This is a genomic window from Sphingomonas paludis (genome assembly GCF_053502515.1).
In genome coordinates this window covers 2,655,988-2,671,430 of the sequence record NZ_CP187558.1, presented here as the reverse complement: position 1 = coordinate 2,671,430, position 15,443 = coordinate 2,655,988, and the positions used below count along the sequence as shown (strand labels likewise).

Sequence of the window (15,443 nt, the reverse complement as noted above, 5' to 3'; positions counted from 1 at the left end):
ATCGCTCGCTCTTAGCGCGTGGCTGCCAAGGCGCTCGTGATTAGGGGCAGATGCGTGCGCACCACCTCGCTGCGCGAAAAGCCCGCCTGGTTCAGCATGGTGCGCAGCATCGCAGCGCTGCGCGGCCTGCCTTGCCCCATCGCCCACAGATACAGGCCGAAATAGGCGTCGCCCATCCGCTCCGCCCCGCCGACTCGGGCCATCGGCTCGATGATCAGCAATTTGCCGCCCGTCGGCAGTGCTCGGTGGATTGCCGCCAGCAATGATGCGACCACCTCATCGTCATGGTCGTGCAGGATGCGGACCAGCGTCACCAGATCATGGTCCGGCGGTACGGGATCGTCACGGAAGCTGCCCGGAAACAGCGTGAACCGTCCCGCATCGGGACGTTCAGCGATCCGTTCGCCAGCCTGGCCGATGACGCCGGGCAGGTCGAAAATACCGATGGCGGCTTTGGGTGCTGCATCGGCGACCGCCATCGCAAAGCCCCCCGAACCGCCGCCGATATCCAGGATTCTGCGATGGCGGCCAAAGGGATAGGCGGCAATCGCCTGTTCCGCGATCATCGGTTGCGTGGCGGCCATCAGCGCCGAATAGGGCCGAGTCGTTGCCGCATCCGTGCCGCCATCCCCGTCCTTTGCCGCATAGGACCAAAAGGACGACAGCGCAGTATCCGAACGGCGGTCGCGTGCCAGCAGGTCGACCGGATCGGCCAGGTCGCGGTACAGCAGCGCATGGTGCCGGATCATCGCCATGGCCCCGATATTGGCGGATAGAGCCGCGCCGGCCTCGCCCAACGTCCAGATTGTTGCCTCCGGCGACTCGACGAGCTTCAGCGCTGCCGCCGCGTGGAGCAGGCGCGCGGTTGCCGCATCGCCAAGCGACAGGAAGGTCGCGACCTCCGCGTCCGTGCGCGGGCCGCTGCGCAGCCATTCGACAAGGCCGGTTTCGACACAGGCGAACAGGATCTGCGAATAGACGAACCCCGCAACCAGATCGAACTGCGCCGCCGCCTTTCGCCGCCCGATGGCGCGCATTCCCGGAGTGCTGCACGCCCAACGCTGGAATGCGGCGCTGCCGAGCACGGCATTGCGCCACAGCACCCAGCGGGTGCGCCATGCAAATGTGTCCGTTTTGGTTGACATAATTGAATGTCCATCAGGATGAACTTCTGATAGCATCGGGTCAAATCCAAACTTCCTCCGACGGAACAACGGTGGCGATGGAAGGCGAACGGATCATTGTGGTGGGAGCGGGGATCGGCGGCCTGGTGACGGCGCTGCTGCTCGCCGCGCGCGGCGAAGCGGTGACCGTGATCGATCGTGCCGACGCGCCGGGGGGCAAGGTGCGCCAGCTTGCCGTGGAAGGCGTGCCGGTCGACGCCGGTCCGACCGTCTTTACCCTCCGTAGCGTGTTCGACGCGATTTTCGACGCTGTGGACGAGCGGGTGGACGATCACCTGCGCCTGACCCGTGCGACGATCCTGGCCCGCCATGCCTGGAACGACCGCGAGCGGCTGGACCTGCATGCGGATTTCGAGGCGAGCTGCGATGCCATCGGCCAGTTTGCAGGGGCGCGGGCGGCCGCGGGCTTTCGGAGCTTTTCGGCCGAGGCGCGGCGAATCTTCGACATTCTCGATCGCCCGTTCCTGCGCGCCAGCAAGCCATTGCCGCCCGCATTGATGTGGCGGGTGGGGCTGTGGCGGGTCGGGGCGCTGCTGGCCATCCGCCCCTATGAAAGCCTGTGGAAGGTGCTGGGCGAACATTTCGACGACCCGCGCCTCATTCAGCTGTTCGGCCGATACACCACCTATTGCGGGTCCTCGCCGTTCCTGACGCCTGCCACGCTGATGCTGGTCGCCGATGTGGAGGCGCAGGGCGTATGGGCCATCGACGGCGGCATCAGTGCGTTGGCCAATGCGCTGGAGCGCCTGGCCAGAGCGCGCGGCGTTGCGTTCCGCTATGGCCAGACGGTCGACCGGATCACGGTGGACCGGGGACGGGCGACGGGGGTTTCCTTGGCCGACGGGCGCTGGATGGCGGCGGACCGGGTGGTGTTCAACGGCGACCCGGCGGCGCTGGCGGCGGGGCTGCTTGGGCCGCAGGTCGCCCGTGCCGCCCGCACGATGCCGGAACGGACGCGTTCGCTCTCCGCGCTCGTCTGGCTGGCGCGGGGGCGGCCGCAGGGTTTCGACCTGGCGTTCCACAATGTCTTTTTTTCCGGCGATTACCGCGCCGAGTTCGCGGACATCGCCGCCGGGCGCCCGCCGGCCAGCCCCACCGCCTATCTGTGCGCGCTCGACCGGGGCGGGGGCGCGACGCCGGAGGGACCGGAGCGGTTCCAGGTCATCGTCAACGCGCCCGCCAATGGCGACCGCCACCTTTATTCTATTGCGGAGAAAGACCAATGCACCTCGATCATGCTGGATCGGCTGCGCGCCTGTGGCCTGACGCTGGAACAACCGCTGGCGCACCGGCTGATCACGCCGACGGATTTCGCGCACCGGTTTCCGGGGACGGGTGGAGCCCTTTATGGACGGGCCTCGCACGGGTGGGCGGCAAGCTTCCTCCGGCCCGGCAGCCGGACAGCGATCCATGGGCTTTATTGCGCGGGCGGGGCGACGCATCCTGGCGCGGGCGTCCCGATGGCCGCCTTGTCGGGACAGCTGGCGAGCGAGGCGATCCTGGCCGACCGTCGTTCGACGCGGTGGTTCCACCACAGGGCTATCGTTGGTGGTATATCGACGCGACCAGCGATGCCGACGGACCCGATGGAGGGCGTTTCGGGCTGACCATCATCGGTTTTATCGGCAGCGTTTTTTCCCCCTATTACCGACGGTCCGGCCGCGCGATTCCATTGGACCACAGCTGCCTGAATTTCGCGCTTTATGGCCCGCGCTCACGCTGGGTGATGACGGAGCGGGGGGCGGGCGCGACGATCCAGGAACGCGACATGCTGGCCATCGGGCCGAGCGCCATGCGCTGGGACCGCGACCGGCTGATCATCGATATCGAGGAGCGCGACATCCGGCTGGGCGTGCCGTGGCGGCGGCGGGTGAGTGGGCAGGTGATCCTGCACCCCGAGGTGCTGGTCGGCCGCAGTTTCCGGCTGGACCCCTGGGGCGTGCATCACTGGCACGCCTTTGCGCCGCGGGCACGGGTGGAGGTGCGGATGCGCGATCCCGACATCCGGTGGCAGGGCAGCGGCTATCTGGACGGCAATGACGGTGCCGAGCCGCTGGAGGCGGGCTTTAGCAGTTGGCACTGGTCCCGCGCGCATCTGGGCCGTGACGTGGCGGTGTTGTATGAGGGCGAACGGCGCGACGGCACCCATTTCGGCAGCGCGCTGCGCTTTGCCCCGGACGGCAGCGTGATCGAGGACGAACTGCCGCTGGTCGCGCCGCTGCCGCCCAGCGGCTGGCTGCTCAAGCGCCAGACGCGCGCCGATCGCGGCCTGGCGTCGGTGATCCGCACATGGGAGGATGCCCCCTTCTACGCCCGATCGACGCTGGACACCCGCATCTTTGGCGAGCGGGTGATGGCGGTTCAGGAAAGCATTTCGCTCGACCGGCTGGTCAACCCGGTCGTGCAGTTCATGCTGCCGTACAAGATGCCGCGCGAGCCAGGCTGAAACCGCCCGGCTGATCGTTCAGCGCGGTTCGCCCGGATCGGCCTTCTGCGCTGCCTTTTCCCGGTCCTTCGCGATTTCCCGGTTGATCGACCGCAATTGCCAGAAGCCCAGGCCAAGCGCCACGACCGCGACGAAGATCAGTTCGATGAAGCCGTAATTTTCGAGCATGTCGCAATCGCCTTGCTTCGCACGGCCCGGGGCCGGTCCGGCAAAGGCTAGGCGGATTGGCCGGTCGGTGCAAATGCCGTGATCAGCGCCGCCACCCCTCGCGGATCCTCCTCATGGGCAAGATGGCCAAGTTTCGGCAAGCCGGTCTGCTGCGCCCCCGGGATCAGGGCGGCAGCCGCAGTCACCGCCGATGCCGGGATCGCCGCATCATTGGCCGGATGCACCAACAGGACCGGCCCGGTAAGTTCCCCAAGCCGGTCGCGCAGCGGCTCGAGCCGCCAATTGGCCATCATCCGGATCGCTCCATCGCAATGGCCCGATTTGCTGAACAGCCGTCGGTAATAACGCTCGCCATCGGCATCAATCCGCGATCCGGTCGATCGCTTGAGGAACTTCGCAGCCTCGCCCGGGGCGGCCGCCATGCGCGAAAAGATGATCGAGACGAAAGGGTTGGTGAACAACAAAGTCGCCAGTTGCGGGAACAGCTTTGCCGCCAGCCCGGGAAAGGGCATCAGCGCCGGGGCCAGCCCGATCAGCGGCATTCGCCACCCCCGGTCGAGCACCAGCTGCGCGCCGATCGCTGCGCCCGCGGAATGGCCCACGATCCGGTCCGGTACGATCCCCAGCGTGTCCAGCAACGCGCCCACTGCCTGTGCCATGCCCTCCAAGGTCGGACGATGGCTGGAGAGCGACCGGGTAAAGCCATGGCCGGGCAGGTCGATGGCGACGACGTCATGATGTTCGGCCAGGATCGGCATCAGGTCACGCCAGCTGTGCGTCGCCGCGCCGGTGCCGTGCAGCAGCAGGCAGACCGGGCCATGCCCCATCCGCTGTACATGCCAGCGATAGCCGCCCGATGCGACGAAGCGGCTCGCTGTGCGATTCGGCCAGTCCTGCCCGTCCACTTCCCAATCCGGATGTCGCCCGCTCATGCCGCCAGCTCCGCACCGATCCGATCGATGGCGGCGACCATGGCGGCGCTGCCCGCCATCGGCAGCGGCAGATACCGCCCGCCAAGCGCATGTGCCAGCTGGGCTGCTTCGGGCCGCGCGCGCGCTGATATGTCGATGACGATGCTGGCGATGCCCGCCGCCGCTATCGAGCGGGCGGCGTCCATTGCCTCCGCCATCGCGATCACCCGGTCGGCGCGCCCGTCCTGGGTCACGTTCGCCTTGCCATCGGTCAGGATCGCAACCACCGGGGACTGGCCCCGTTTGTGCCCGGCCTCTGCCAGCGCCTGCGCTGCGATCAGCCCGGCCGCCAGCGGGGTGCCGCCACCGCCGGGAAGCGCCGCCAGCGCGCGCCGGGCGCGGGTCAGCGACCGGGTGGCGGGCAACAGGATCTCCGCGCCCTGGTGCCGGAACGCGACCAGCGCGACCTGCGCCCGCTTCACATAAGCCTCGGCCAGCATCAGCTCGACCGCGCCCTTGGCCTCGGCCAGACGGTTCATCGCCGAGGACCCCGACGCATCGACCGCAAAGACGGTCAGGGCCTCGCGCCGTTCGCGAAACGCCCTGATCCTCAGGTCCGATTTCCGCAGCTGGATCGGGCGCACATCGCCGGGTGCCGCATCGCGGCGGCGGATGCCCTGCCACGGGATCGCCGCGCGCAGGCTGTCCATCAGCGCCAGCCGCCGGCCATCGCCGGGAATGCCCGGTCGCGCCCCCATGGGCCGTCCGCGCAGCGCGGGTTTGCGACCGCCGCCGCCCCTTCCGGTCCGGCCCCTGGCCGTGCGGCCCGCATTGCCGTCGATTTCGCCCAGCAGCCGCCTGGGGAGCGCCGCTGCCGCCGCCGCCAGCAGGATGTCGTCCAGATCGGGCGTGCCCTGTTGCTGCGGGGGCGGGTCGTCGGCCGTGCGGTCGCCCGCGTCGTCCGACGGCTCCGGCGGCGGTGGATCGGCGGGGGGCGTTGCCGCATCGGGCTGTGGCGGCTCGGCTGGCGGGGGCGGCGCGCGCCGGGCGCGGGGGGCAAGCACCAGTCGGACGGCTGCGGCCAGATCGTCGTCGGTCGCGTGGTCGCGGCCGTGCAGGGCGGCATGAGCCAGCGCTGCACGCTGAGCGAACAACAGCGCGCGCATCGATCCGACGTCCATCGCATCGGCAATGTCGATCAGCGCGGCGCGCTGTTCGTCGTCCAGCGGCGCAACATTTGCCAGTTCGTGGCGATCCGGGCGGGCGGGGGCCGGGTCCACATCGCGCAGCAGCGACAGGTCGCAGTGAAACGCCATTCGTTCGGTCAGCAGGATCGGCGGCGCCTCTGCTTCGTCGGCCCGGTCGTCCAGCAGGATCGCCGCGCACTGGCCCGCGTCGACCGCGCTGGCGACCGGCACCGCGATCTCCGGCGCGATGCGTTCGGCCATCGGCAGGATGACGATGCCGCCCGCCGCCTCTGCCAGGATGCCCGGTCGGGTGACGGCCCGGCCCGTGGCCAGCGTGGCGGCCAGATCCAGCCCGCCGGTCAGCCGTTCGATGTCGATGCTGGCCGGGATGCGCCGCACCGGCCCGGCATCCGCCATTGCATCCTGCATTCCGGCGATCAGCGCGTCGCGCGCCGGCCCGCCCCCGGTCAGCATGATGCCCCCCAGGGCGCCGAGATCGGACAGCAACAGCTGCAGGGCCAGCATCGCGTCGCCCGCGGGCGCCTCGCCGGCCAGGGCGGGCATCATCCGAACAACTCGGTCAATGCCCGTTCGATGCGCACGGTCGATCCGGTTTCATCCAGCACGTTGCGCCGCAAGCGGTGCCGCAGCGCCAGCGGCGCGATATCCCGGATATGCGCCCGAGTGACCGATGGTGCGCCGTCCAGCGCCGCCAGCGCCCGGCTGGCGCGCATCACGGTCAATTCGCCGCGCAGCCCGTCAGCGCCGACCGCCTTGCAGAGCGCGGCGATATCGCCAAGCACGGCATCGGGCGTCTCGACGGCGGGCAACGCCGTCTTTGCCCTGGCGATCCGGCGCAGCACCTTGGCATCGGCGGCCTTCCAAGCTTCGCCAAAGGCGGCGGCATCGCGTTCCTGCGCGTCGCAGCGCCGCATGATCTCGACGCGTTCGGCAACCGATTCCGGCGTCCGCACCTCGACCGACAGGCCGAACCGGTCCAGCAATTGCGGGCGCAATTCCCCTTCTTCGGGATTGCCGCTGCCGACCAGGACGAACCGGGCGGGATGGCGGATGCTCATGCCGTCGCGCTCGACCCTGTTTTCCCCGGACGCGGCGACGTCGAGCAACAGGTCGACGACATGATCCTCCAGCAGGTTGATCTCGTCGATATAGAGGAAGCCGCGATGCGCCCGAGCGAGCAGCCCCGGTTCGAACCGGCGCTCGCCGTGCGCCAGCGCGCGTTCCAGATCGAGCGTGCCGACCACCCGGTCCTCGGTCGATCCCAGCGGCAGATCGACAAACGGCACCGGCATCTTGCGAGCGCGCTTGCCCGCGCACGGCTCCGGGCAGTCATGGGGATGGTCGGGATCGCAATTATACCGGCTGCCCTCGACCATGCGGATCGGGGGCAGGGCAGCCGCCAGCGCACGGGCAGCCGTGGATTTGCCGGTGCCGCGATCCCCGAAGATCATCACGCCGCCGATGCGCGCATCGACCGCCGCGATCAGCAGCGCCCGTTTCATTTCGTCCTGGCCGACGATCGCGCTGAATGGAAATCCGCCCATATTCTCCCCGTCCCCGGCCCCGCGCGCGCCCGACCGTCAAGCCGACTTGTCGCCCATTGCTGTCAGGGAAGCAATGACTTTGCCATTCGATGCCGGATGGATGCGCGCGCGGGCGATCCCATAGACGGTCGGGCGGGACGGACTTTACGCTGCCTTTATGCGGGGCGGTCGCCATCCCCCGCGCCGCTTCATGCCCCCCGGCCCTATGTCCGGCGTCTCATATGGAGGAACGCCATGTCATTTGAACTCTGGGCGGGGGCGCTCGTCGCGGCCGTCATCCTTGTCTATCTGCTCGCCGTGCTGGCGCGGCCCGAGCGATATTGAGGGGGGCGCGGCGATGACCCTGTCCGGCTGGACGCTCATCCTGGTGTTCACCGCGCTTGTCGTGGCCCTGGCCCGCCCGGCCGGCGCTTGGTTGTTCCGCCTGTACGACGACCGATCAATGCCCGGCGAAGCGGTGCTGCGCCGCCTGATCGGCGACCAATCGCTGCGGGAGCAGGGATGGGCCGGCTATGCCGCCGCCGTGCTGGCATTCAACCTGGCCGGTATCGCCCTGTTGTTCGCCATCCTGAAGCTGCAGGGGGGATTGCCGCTCAACCCCCAGGGGTTCGCCGGGGTCGAAAGCTGGCTGGCGTTCAACACCGCGGTCAGTTTCGTCACCAATACCAACTGGCAGAATTACGGCGGCGAAACCACGCTGTCGCACTTCAGCCAGATGGCGGGCCTAACGGTCCAGAATTTCCTGTCCGCCGCGACCGGCATCGCCGTGGCTTTTGCCTGTATCCGCGGCTTTGCACGGTCGGGCGCGGCGACGATCGGCAATTTCTGGACCGACCTGACGCGGGTGACAATTTACCTGCTGCTGCCCGCCTGTGCGGTGCTGACCCTGGCCTATGTGGGCATGGGCGTGCCGCAGACGCTGGCCGCGTCGGTGGAAGCCATCACGCCCGAAGGCGCGCGCCAGACGATCGCGATCGGCCCGGTCGCATCGCAACTGGCCATCAAGATGCTGGGCACCAATGGCGGCGGCTTTTTCAATGTCAATTCGGCGCACCCGTTCGAAAATCCGACCGCACTGTCCAATCTGATCCAGATGCTCAGCATTTTCGTGTTGGGCGCGGGGCTGACGCTTACCTTTGGCCGGGCGGTCGGGCGGATGCGCCAGGGCTGGGCGATCCTGGCCGCGATGCTGGTGCTGTTCCTGGCGGGCGTGGCGGCGCTCTACTGGGCGGAAGCGGCAGGCAATCCGGTGCATCAGGCGCTGGGGGTGGCCGGCGGGAACATGGAGGGCAAGGAGGTACGCTTCGGCATCGCCGCCACCGCCCTGTTCGCGGCGGTTACCACGGCTGCATCCTGCGGAGCGGTGATCGGGATGCACGACAGCCTGATGCCGATGGGCGGGCTGGTCACGCTCCTCAACATGCAACTGGGCGAAGTGATCGTCGGCGGCGTGGGCGCGGGATTCTATGGCATCCTGATCTATTGCATCCTGGCGGTGTTCATCGCCGGGCTGATGGTCGGACGGACGCCGGAATATATCGGCAAGAAGATCGAAGCGCGCGAAATGAAGCTGGCCGTCATGGCCATCGCCGTCCTGCCGATGTTCATCCTTGGCCTGACCGCGCTGGCCAGCGTCACTGCGGCCGGGCTTGCGGGACCGCTTGCCAGTGGGCCGCACGGGTTCAGCGAGATCCTGTACGCCTATTCCAGCGCGGTGGCGAACAACGGGTCGGCCTTTGGCGGCCTGACCGGCAACACGCCATTCTACAACATCACCCTGGCGATCGGCATGGTCGTCGGTCGGTTCGGCGTCATCCTGCCGGCACTGGCCATCGCAGGCGGGTTGGCCGCAAAGCAACGGATTGCGGCCGGTCCGGGCACGTTCCCGACCACCGGGCTGTTGTGGATCGGCCTGCTGGTCGCCGTCATCCTGATCGTTGGTGGCCTCACCTTCCTCCCCAGTCTCGTTCTCGGCCCCGTCGCCGACCAGTTCCAGGTCGCCAGCGGCCAGCTGCTCTAAAGGAACGACTTCGATGTCCCCAGCATCCATCTTTTCCGCGGCCCTGGTCGGCCCGGCGATCCGCGACGCCCTGATCAAGCTCGATCCGCGCCATCTGATCCGCAATCCGGTGATGTTCGTCACCGCGCTGGTCGCGGCCCTGTCCAGCCTGTTGCTGGTGCGCGGGCTGGCGACGGGCACCGGCAATGCGCTGTTCGAGGGTCAGCTGGTGTTCTGGCTGTGGCTGACCGTGCTGTTCAGCAACTTCGCCGAAAGCCTGGCCGAAGGGCGGGGCAAGGCACAGGCCGCCAGCCTGCGCGCGACCAAGGCAGAACTGACGGCCAAGCTGCTGACCGGCGTCGGCGAAACCTGGCAGATGGTCGGGGCCAGCAGGCTGGAGGTGGGGCAACTGGTGCTGGTGGAAACCGACGACCTGATCCCCGCCGATGGCGAGGTGGTCGAGGGCGTGGCCAGCGTCAACGAATCGGCGATCACCGGCGAATCCGCCCCCGTCATCCGTGAAGCGGGCGGGGACCGTTCGGCGGTCACGGCGGGCACCCGCGTGATTGCCGACCGGATCAAGGTGCGCGTGACCGCCGCTGCGGGCCAGGGGTTCCTCGATAGGATGATCGCGCTGGTCGAGGGCGCATCCCGGCAAAAGACCCCGAACGAGGTGGCGCTGACCATCCTGTTGGCCGGGCTGACCCTGATCTTCCTGATCGCTGTCGGCACGCTGCCCGCCTTTGCCACCTATGCCGGTGGCAGCATCGCGGTGCCGGTGCTGGTGGCGCTGTTCGTGACCCTGATCCCGACGACCATTTCCGGGCTGTTGTCCGCCATCGGCATTGCCGGCATGGACCGTCTGGTCCGGTTCAACGTGCTCGCCAAATCGGGCCGCGCGGTCGAGGCGGCAGGCGACATCGATACGTTGTTGCTCGACAAGACCGGCACGATCACCGTCGGCGATCGCCAAGCGACCGAGTTCCGGCCGCTGCCGGGCATCACCCATGCCGATCTGGTCGCCGCGGCCCGGCTGGCCAGCCTGGCCGACGAAACGCCGGAGGGACGGTCGATCGTCGCCCTGGCGGGGCCGGGCGAACCGATGCCGGCCGGGGCGGAGCCGGTCGCCTTTACCTCGCAGACCAGGGTATCGGGCCTGACCATCGGCGACCGCGTGCTGATCAAGGGCGCGTCGGATGCGGTGCTGAAACGGCTGGGCAGTCCGGCGGGCGCCGATGCCCTGCGCCGCATCGCCGACGACATTGCCCGCGCGGGCGGCACGCCGCTGGCGGTGGCTGACAATGACCGGCTGCTCGGCGTCGTCCACCTGAAGGACATCGTCAAGGCGGGTATCCGGGAACGTTTCGGCGAACTGCGTCGCATGGGCATCCGCACCGTGATGATCACCGGCGACAATCCGCTGACCGCCGCAAGCATCGCCGCCGAAAGCGGGGTGGACGATTTCCTGGCCGAGGCGACGCCTGAGGACAAGCTGGCGCTGATCCGGCGCGAACAGGCCGATGGCAAGCTGGTCGCAATGTGCGGCGACGGCACCAACGATGCGCCGGCACTTGCACAATCGGACGTCGGGGTGGCGATGAACACCGGCACCCAGGCCGCGCGAGAGGCGGGGAACATGGTCGATCTGGACAGCGACCCGACCAAGCTGATCGAGATTGTCGGCATCGGCAAGCAGTTGCTGATGACCCGGGGCGCGCTGACCACCTTTTCCATATCGAACGACGTCGCCAAATATTTCGCGATCCTGCCCGCGATCTTCGTGGTGCTGTATCCAGGCCTTGGCGCGCTGGACGTGATGCGACTGGGCAGCCCGGAAAGCGCGATCCTGTCGGCGATCATCTTCAACGCGGTCATCATTCCTCTGCTGGTCCCGCTGGCGCTGAAAGGGGTTGCCTATCGCCCGGCAGGGGCGGCCGCGATGCTTGCCCGCAACCTTGCCGTCTATGGCCTGGGCGGCCTGATCGCGCCCTTTGCCGGCATCAAGCTGATCGACCTGGCCGTCACCGGCCTCAACCTCGCCTGAGGAACCCTTCGTCATGTTCACCGAACTTCGCACCGCGCTGCGCCCAGCGATCATCCTGTTGCTTCTGCTCACCGCAGTCACCGGCATCGCCTATCCGCTGGCTTTGACCGGCCTGGCCCAACTGCTGATGCCCGCACCGGCCAATGGCAGCCTGATCCGCGCAGAGGATGGGCGCGTGATCGGTTCCGAACTGATCGGCCAGCGCTTTGTCGGCGCAGGCTATTTCCATGGCCGTCCTTCGGCGGCCGGCGAGGGGAACGACGCCAGCGCATCGGCGGCGACCAACCTTGCCCCCGGATCGCGCGACCTGCGCGATGCCGTGGCGGCACGGGTGGCCGATGCGCGGGCCGATGGATTGACCGGGGATTTCGCTCCGCCTGACCTGGTCACCACTAGCGCCTCGGGGCTTGACCCTCATGTCAGCCCCGAGGCGGCTTTTGCCCAAGCCCGCCGGGTGGCGGCGGCGCGCGGCATGACCGAGGCGGCGGTTCGTGCGTTGGTCGCCCAGTCGATCGAGGAGCCGATGCTGGGATTTCTGGGGGAGCGCCGGGTCAATGTGCTTCTGCTCAACCGGCGGCTGGATGCCGGGGCGCCCGGTCGACAGCCACCCCCGGCCGCCGCTAATGATCGTCCGTGAACTCGGCCCGGCGACCCGATCCTGAAACGCTGCTCACGCTGGCCAACCGGGCGGCGCGGGGGCGGCTGAAGATTATCCTGGGTGCAGCCCCCGGAGTCGGCAAGACGTTCGAGATGCTGCGCGAGGGCGCTGACCTGTTGCGGCAGGGCAGGGACGTCGTCATCGGCGTCGTCGAAACCCATGGCCGCGCGGATACGGGCGCGTTGACCCAGCCGTTCGAGATCCTGCCGCGCCGGACCATCGCCCATGGTCCCCATACCCTGCATGAATTCGACATCGACGCCATGCTGCTGCGACGCCCCGATGTCGCGCTGATCGACGAATTCGCCCACAGCAATGCGCCGGGCAGCCGCCACCCGAAACGGTGGCAGGATGTCGAGGAACTGCGCAACGCCGGCATCGACGTCTACACGACGCTGAACATCCAGCACGTCGAGAGCCTGAACGATGTGGTGACCGGGTTCACGCATGTGCGGGTGCGTGAAACCGTTCCCGATCATTTACTGGACGATGCCGAAATCGAGGTCGTCGACCTGCCCCCTGACGAGCTGATCACGCGGCTGCGCGATGGCAAGGTCTATATCCCCGAAGAAGCGTCGCGGGCGCTCGGCCATTTCTTTTCAAAGGCCAATCTGTCGGCCCTGCGCGAACTGGCGCTGCGTCGCGCGGCCCAGACCGTCGACCGGCAGATGCTGGATCAGCTGCGCGCCAGCGGCGATGCCGGCCTGTTCGCAAGCGGCGAACGCATCGTGGTGGCGGTGGGCGATCAGCCGGGGAGCGACGTGCTGGTCCGCACGGCCAAGCGGCTGGCCGATGCCCACGGCGCTGCCTGGACCGCGGTCAGCATCGAAACGCCGCGCAGCGCGACGCTGGACGCCGCTGTCCAGCGCCGGATGAGCGATGCCCTGCGGCTGGCCGCGACCCTGGGTGGCCAGGTGATGACCATTGCGGCGACCGATGTCCGTTCGGGCCTGCTCGACTTTCTGGTCGAACAGCGCGCGACGATGCTGGTGATCGGCAAGACGCCGCGCAGCCGATGGTTCGAATTGCGCCACGGCGCGGTGGTGGACCGGCTGGTGCGGGAACTGCGCGGCATTTCCGTGCATGTCGTGCCGATGGCCGAAACCGACGATGCGCCCGCATCGCCCCGGACGGCGACGCCGTGGCGCGGCATCGTGATCGGCATGCTGCTGGTCGCGGCAACCACGCTGCTGGGCGCGGCGCTGCACGGATCGATCGGGGTCGCTGCGATCGACCTGCTCTACATCGTCCCGGTCGTCGCTGCGGGCACATTGTTCGGACTGCGCCCCGCACTCGCGACGGCGGTGGCATCGGGCCTTGCCTACAACTTCTTCTTCCTGCCGCCGCTCTATACGATGACGATTCAGGAGCCGCAGAACGCGATCACCTTTGCCGTGTTGATCGGAGTCGGCATCGTCGCGGCGCAACTGGCAGGCCGATTGCGTCGCCAGGCGAATGTCGGTGCGCGGACGGCCAGCGAGAACGCTGCCATCGCTGCCTTTGGCCAGCGGCTGGCCGCCATCGCCGATGAACAGGCGACCGCCGCTGCGGTTGCCGAAGAGGTCGCCCGGTTGATGCAGGTATCGGCCATCGTGCTGGCCATGCATGACGGCACGCTGAGCATCATCGCCGGTGACAGTCCGGGCATGACGATGGGGCCGGTCGATCTCGCCGCGGCGGAATGGGCGTTCGATCGCGGCGAAATCGCCGGGCGGGACAGTGCGACGCTGACCGCCAGCGACTGGCAGTTTCATCCGCTGACGACGTCGCTCGGCACGCTGGCGCTGCTGGGCGTATCTGCGCCCCATGCCGGGCCGCCGATCCCGCCGGACCGGCAGTTGCTGTTCGCCACGCTGAAGGGTCAGGCGGCGCTCGCCTATGAGCGGATCAAGCTGGAACGCGATGCGCGCGAAGTGGCGGCGCTGCGCCAGCGGGACGATCTGCGCGCGACGTTGCTGTCGTCGATCGGCCACGACCTGAAAACCCCGCTGACTGCGATCGTCGCGGCGGTCGACACGCTGGGGCAACAGGACGAGGCCTCGCCCACCTTGCGCCTGTTGCGCGAGGAAACGAGCCGCCTTCGCCGGTTTTTCGACGACCTGATCGAAATGACGCGGCTGGAATCGGGCGCGCTGACCCCGCGCATGGAGCCCATTGACCTGGTCGATGCGGTTGCTGCGGCCACGCATGATCTGCGGAGCGAGCTGGCCGGGCGGGCGCTGCAGCTGGACGTGCCGGTCGGCCTGCCGCTGGTCGATGCCGACCCCCGGCTGCTGCACCACATCCTGATCAACCTGATCGGCAACGCCGCCAAGTTTTCCCCGGAAGGCAGCCGCATCACCATCGCCGGCGCACGCACGCCCGATGGCGTCACCCTGTCGCTGCTGGACGAAGGACCCGGCCTGCCCGGCGATCCATCGGCGCTGTTCGATCGCTTTGCCCGGGGCGAAGGCACCGACCGGGCCGGCGGCACCGGCCTGGGCCTGGCCATCGTCAAGGGATTTGCAGAAGTGATGGGATTGACGGTCAGCGCCGGCAATCGCGCCGGGGGCGGGGCTGCGTTCGGCATTGCATGGCCGGGAGCGCTGGTGCGAAAGGGGCGTGGATGACTGCGCCGATCCTGATCATCGACGACGAACCTGCCATCCGCCGCCTGTTGCGCGGCGCGCTGGAACGGGGCGGCTGGCGGGTGGATGAAGCGGCGGACGCCGAAAGCGGCCTGGTATCGGCGCGGCGGCCGGGGTGCCAGCTGGTGATCCTGGACCTGGGCCTGCCGGACCGCGACGGCATCGAGCTGGTGCCGTTGCTGAAGGCGGCGGACCGTGCCGTCATCGTGCTGACTGCCCGCGATGCGACCGCGGAAAAGGTAACCGCCCTGGACCTCGGCGCAGACGATTATGTCACCAAGCCGTTCGATACGCAGGAGTTGCTGGCCCGCGTCCGCGCAGCACTCAGGCACCGGACCAGCCGGTCGAGCGAGCGAATCGAGGCGGGCGAGCTGACCATCGACTTGGCCGGACACCTGGTCACGCGTCACGGCCAGCCTGTCGCTCTGACGCGGAAGGAATTCGCGCTGCTGGTCGAACTGTCGCGCCATGCCGGGCGGGTGCTGACCCATGCCGCGCTGCTTCGCGCCGTGTGGGGCGATGCCCATGTCGACGATATCGAATATCTGCGCGTCGCCATCCGGTCGCTCCGCCAGAAGCTGGAGGGCGACCCGTCCCGACCCAGGCTGATCGTCAACGAACCGGGCGTCGGTTATCGGCTGGCCGCCTGAACCC

General features: G+C 68.4%; 13 protein-coding genes. 8 read left to right on the top strand and 5 right to left on the bottom strand.

Features of this window, described 5'->3' with window-relative positions:
• Nucleotides 1–11: 11 nt before the first annotated feature.
• Nucleotides 12–1,145, bottom strand: a complete 1,134-nt coding sequence (locus ACPVPU_RS12930; RefSeq protein WP_448658360.1) for a methyltransferase — start codon at nucleotides 1,143–1,145, stop codon at nucleotides 12–14.
• Between the two features lie 77 nt (nucleotides 1,146–1,222).
• Between ACPVPU_RS12930 and crtD the strand changes: the two genes are divergently transcribed.
• Together crtD and ACPVPU_RS12920 are read left to right on the top strand one after the other, a co-directional pair.
• Nucleotides 1,223–2,791 carry a 1-hydroxycarotenoid 3,4-desaturase CrtD gene (gene crtD / locus ACPVPU_RS12925; protein ID WP_448660519.1) on the top strand — a complete coding sequence of 523 codons (1,569 nt, stop codon included), beginning with the start codon at nucleotides 1,223–1,225 and terminating at the stop codon, nucleotides 2,789–2,791.
• On the top strand, nucleotides 2,707–3,630 hold the full coding sequence (locus ACPVPU_RS12920) for a hypothetical protein (protein WP_448658359.1): 924 nt from the start codon (nucleotides 2,707–2,709) through the stop codon (nucleotides 3,628–3,630). The genes crtD and ACPVPU_RS12920 overlap by 85 nt, the downstream gene beginning before the upstream one ends.
• Before the next feature lie 18 nt (nucleotides 3,631–3,648).
• On the opposite strand, the gene ACPVPU_RS12915 is transcribed toward ACPVPU_RS12920, so the two are convergent.
• Genes ACPVPU_RS12915 through bchI form a run of 4 tightly spaced genes read right to left on the bottom strand, consistent with a single transcriptional unit; the run spans nucleotide 3,649 to nucleotide 7,461 of the window.
• A complete protein-coding gene (locus ACPVPU_RS12915) occupies nucleotides 3,649–3,798 on the bottom strand; it encodes a hypothetical protein (protein ID WP_448658358.1) in 150 nt (49 codons plus the stop codon).
• A gap of 47 nt (nucleotides 3,799–3,845) precedes the next feature.
• Nucleotides 3,846–4,730 carry an alpha/beta fold hydrolase BchO gene (bchO, locus tag ACPVPU_RS12910; protein WP_448658357.1) on the bottom strand — a complete coding sequence of 295 codons (885 nt, stop codon included), beginning with the start codon at nucleotides 4,728–4,730 and terminating at the stop codon, nucleotides 3,846–3,848.
• Entirely contained in the window at nucleotides 4,727–6,463 is a 1,737-nt protein-coding gene (locus tag ACPVPU_RS12905; protein ID WP_448658356.1) for a VWA domain-containing protein, read from the bottom strand. The genes bchO and ACPVPU_RS12905 overlap by 4 nt, the downstream gene beginning before the upstream one ends.
• Nucleotides 6,460–7,461, bottom strand: a complete 1,002-nt coding sequence (gene bchI, locus ACPVPU_RS12900; RefSeq protein WP_448658355.1) for a magnesium chelatase ATPase subunit I — start codon at nucleotides 7,459–7,461, stop codon at nucleotides 6,460–6,462. The genes ACPVPU_RS12905 and bchI overlap by 4 nt, the downstream gene beginning before the upstream one ends.
• Nucleotides 7,462–7,695: 234 nt before the next feature.
• Between bchI and ACPVPU_RS12895 the strand changes: the two genes are divergently transcribed.
• The 6 genes from ACPVPU_RS12895 to ACPVPU_RS12870 are packed head-to-tail and all read left to right on the top strand — an operon-like array spanning nucleotide 7,696 to nucleotide 15,439.
• The gene (locus ACPVPU_RS12895) at nucleotides 7,696–7,785 is read left to right on the top strand and encodes a potassium-transporting ATPase subunit F (RefSeq protein ID WP_448658354.1); all 90 of its coding nucleotides are present in this window, start codon (nucleotides 7,696–7,698) and stop codon (nucleotides 7,783–7,785) included.
• A 13-nt stretch (nucleotides 7,786–7,798) separates the two neighbouring features.
• Complete coding sequence (gene kdpA / locus ACPVPU_RS12890; protein WP_448658353.1) at nucleotides 7,799–9,481, top strand: potassium-transporting ATPase subunit KdpA; 1,683 nt, start codon at nucleotides 7,799–7,801, stop codon at nucleotides 9,479–9,481.
• 13 nt (nucleotides 9,482–9,494) lie between these two features.
• The gene (gene kdpB / locus ACPVPU_RS12885) at nucleotides 9,495–11,504 is read left to right on the top strand and encodes a potassium-transporting ATPase subunit KdpB (protein ID WP_448658352.1); all 2,010 of its coding nucleotides are present in this window, start codon (nucleotides 9,495–9,497) and stop codon (nucleotides 11,502–11,504) included.
• Between the two features lie 13 nt (nucleotides 11,505–11,517).
• Nucleotides 11,518–12,141 carry a potassium-transporting ATPase subunit KdpC gene (gene kdpC / locus ACPVPU_RS12880; RefSeq protein WP_448658351.1) on the top strand — a complete coding sequence of 208 codons (624 nt, stop codon included), beginning with the start codon at nucleotides 11,518–11,520 and terminating at the stop codon, nucleotides 12,139–12,141.
• Nucleotides 12,138–14,771 carry a DUF4118 domain-containing protein gene (locus tag ACPVPU_RS12875; RefSeq protein ID WP_448658350.1) on the top strand — a complete coding sequence of 878 codons (2,634 nt, stop codon included), beginning with the start codon at nucleotides 12,138–12,140 and terminating at the stop codon, nucleotides 14,769–14,771. The genes kdpC and ACPVPU_RS12875 overlap by 4 nt, the downstream gene beginning before the upstream one ends.
• Nucleotides 14,768–15,439: a response regulator gene (locus ACPVPU_RS12870; protein WP_448658349.1), complete on the top strand. Its 672-nt coding sequence runs from the start codon at nucleotides 14,768–14,770 to the stop codon at nucleotides 15,437–15,439. The genes ACPVPU_RS12875 and ACPVPU_RS12870 overlap by 4 nt, the downstream gene beginning before the upstream one ends.
• The last annotated feature ends 4 nt before the right edge of the window (nucleotides 15,440–15,443 follow it).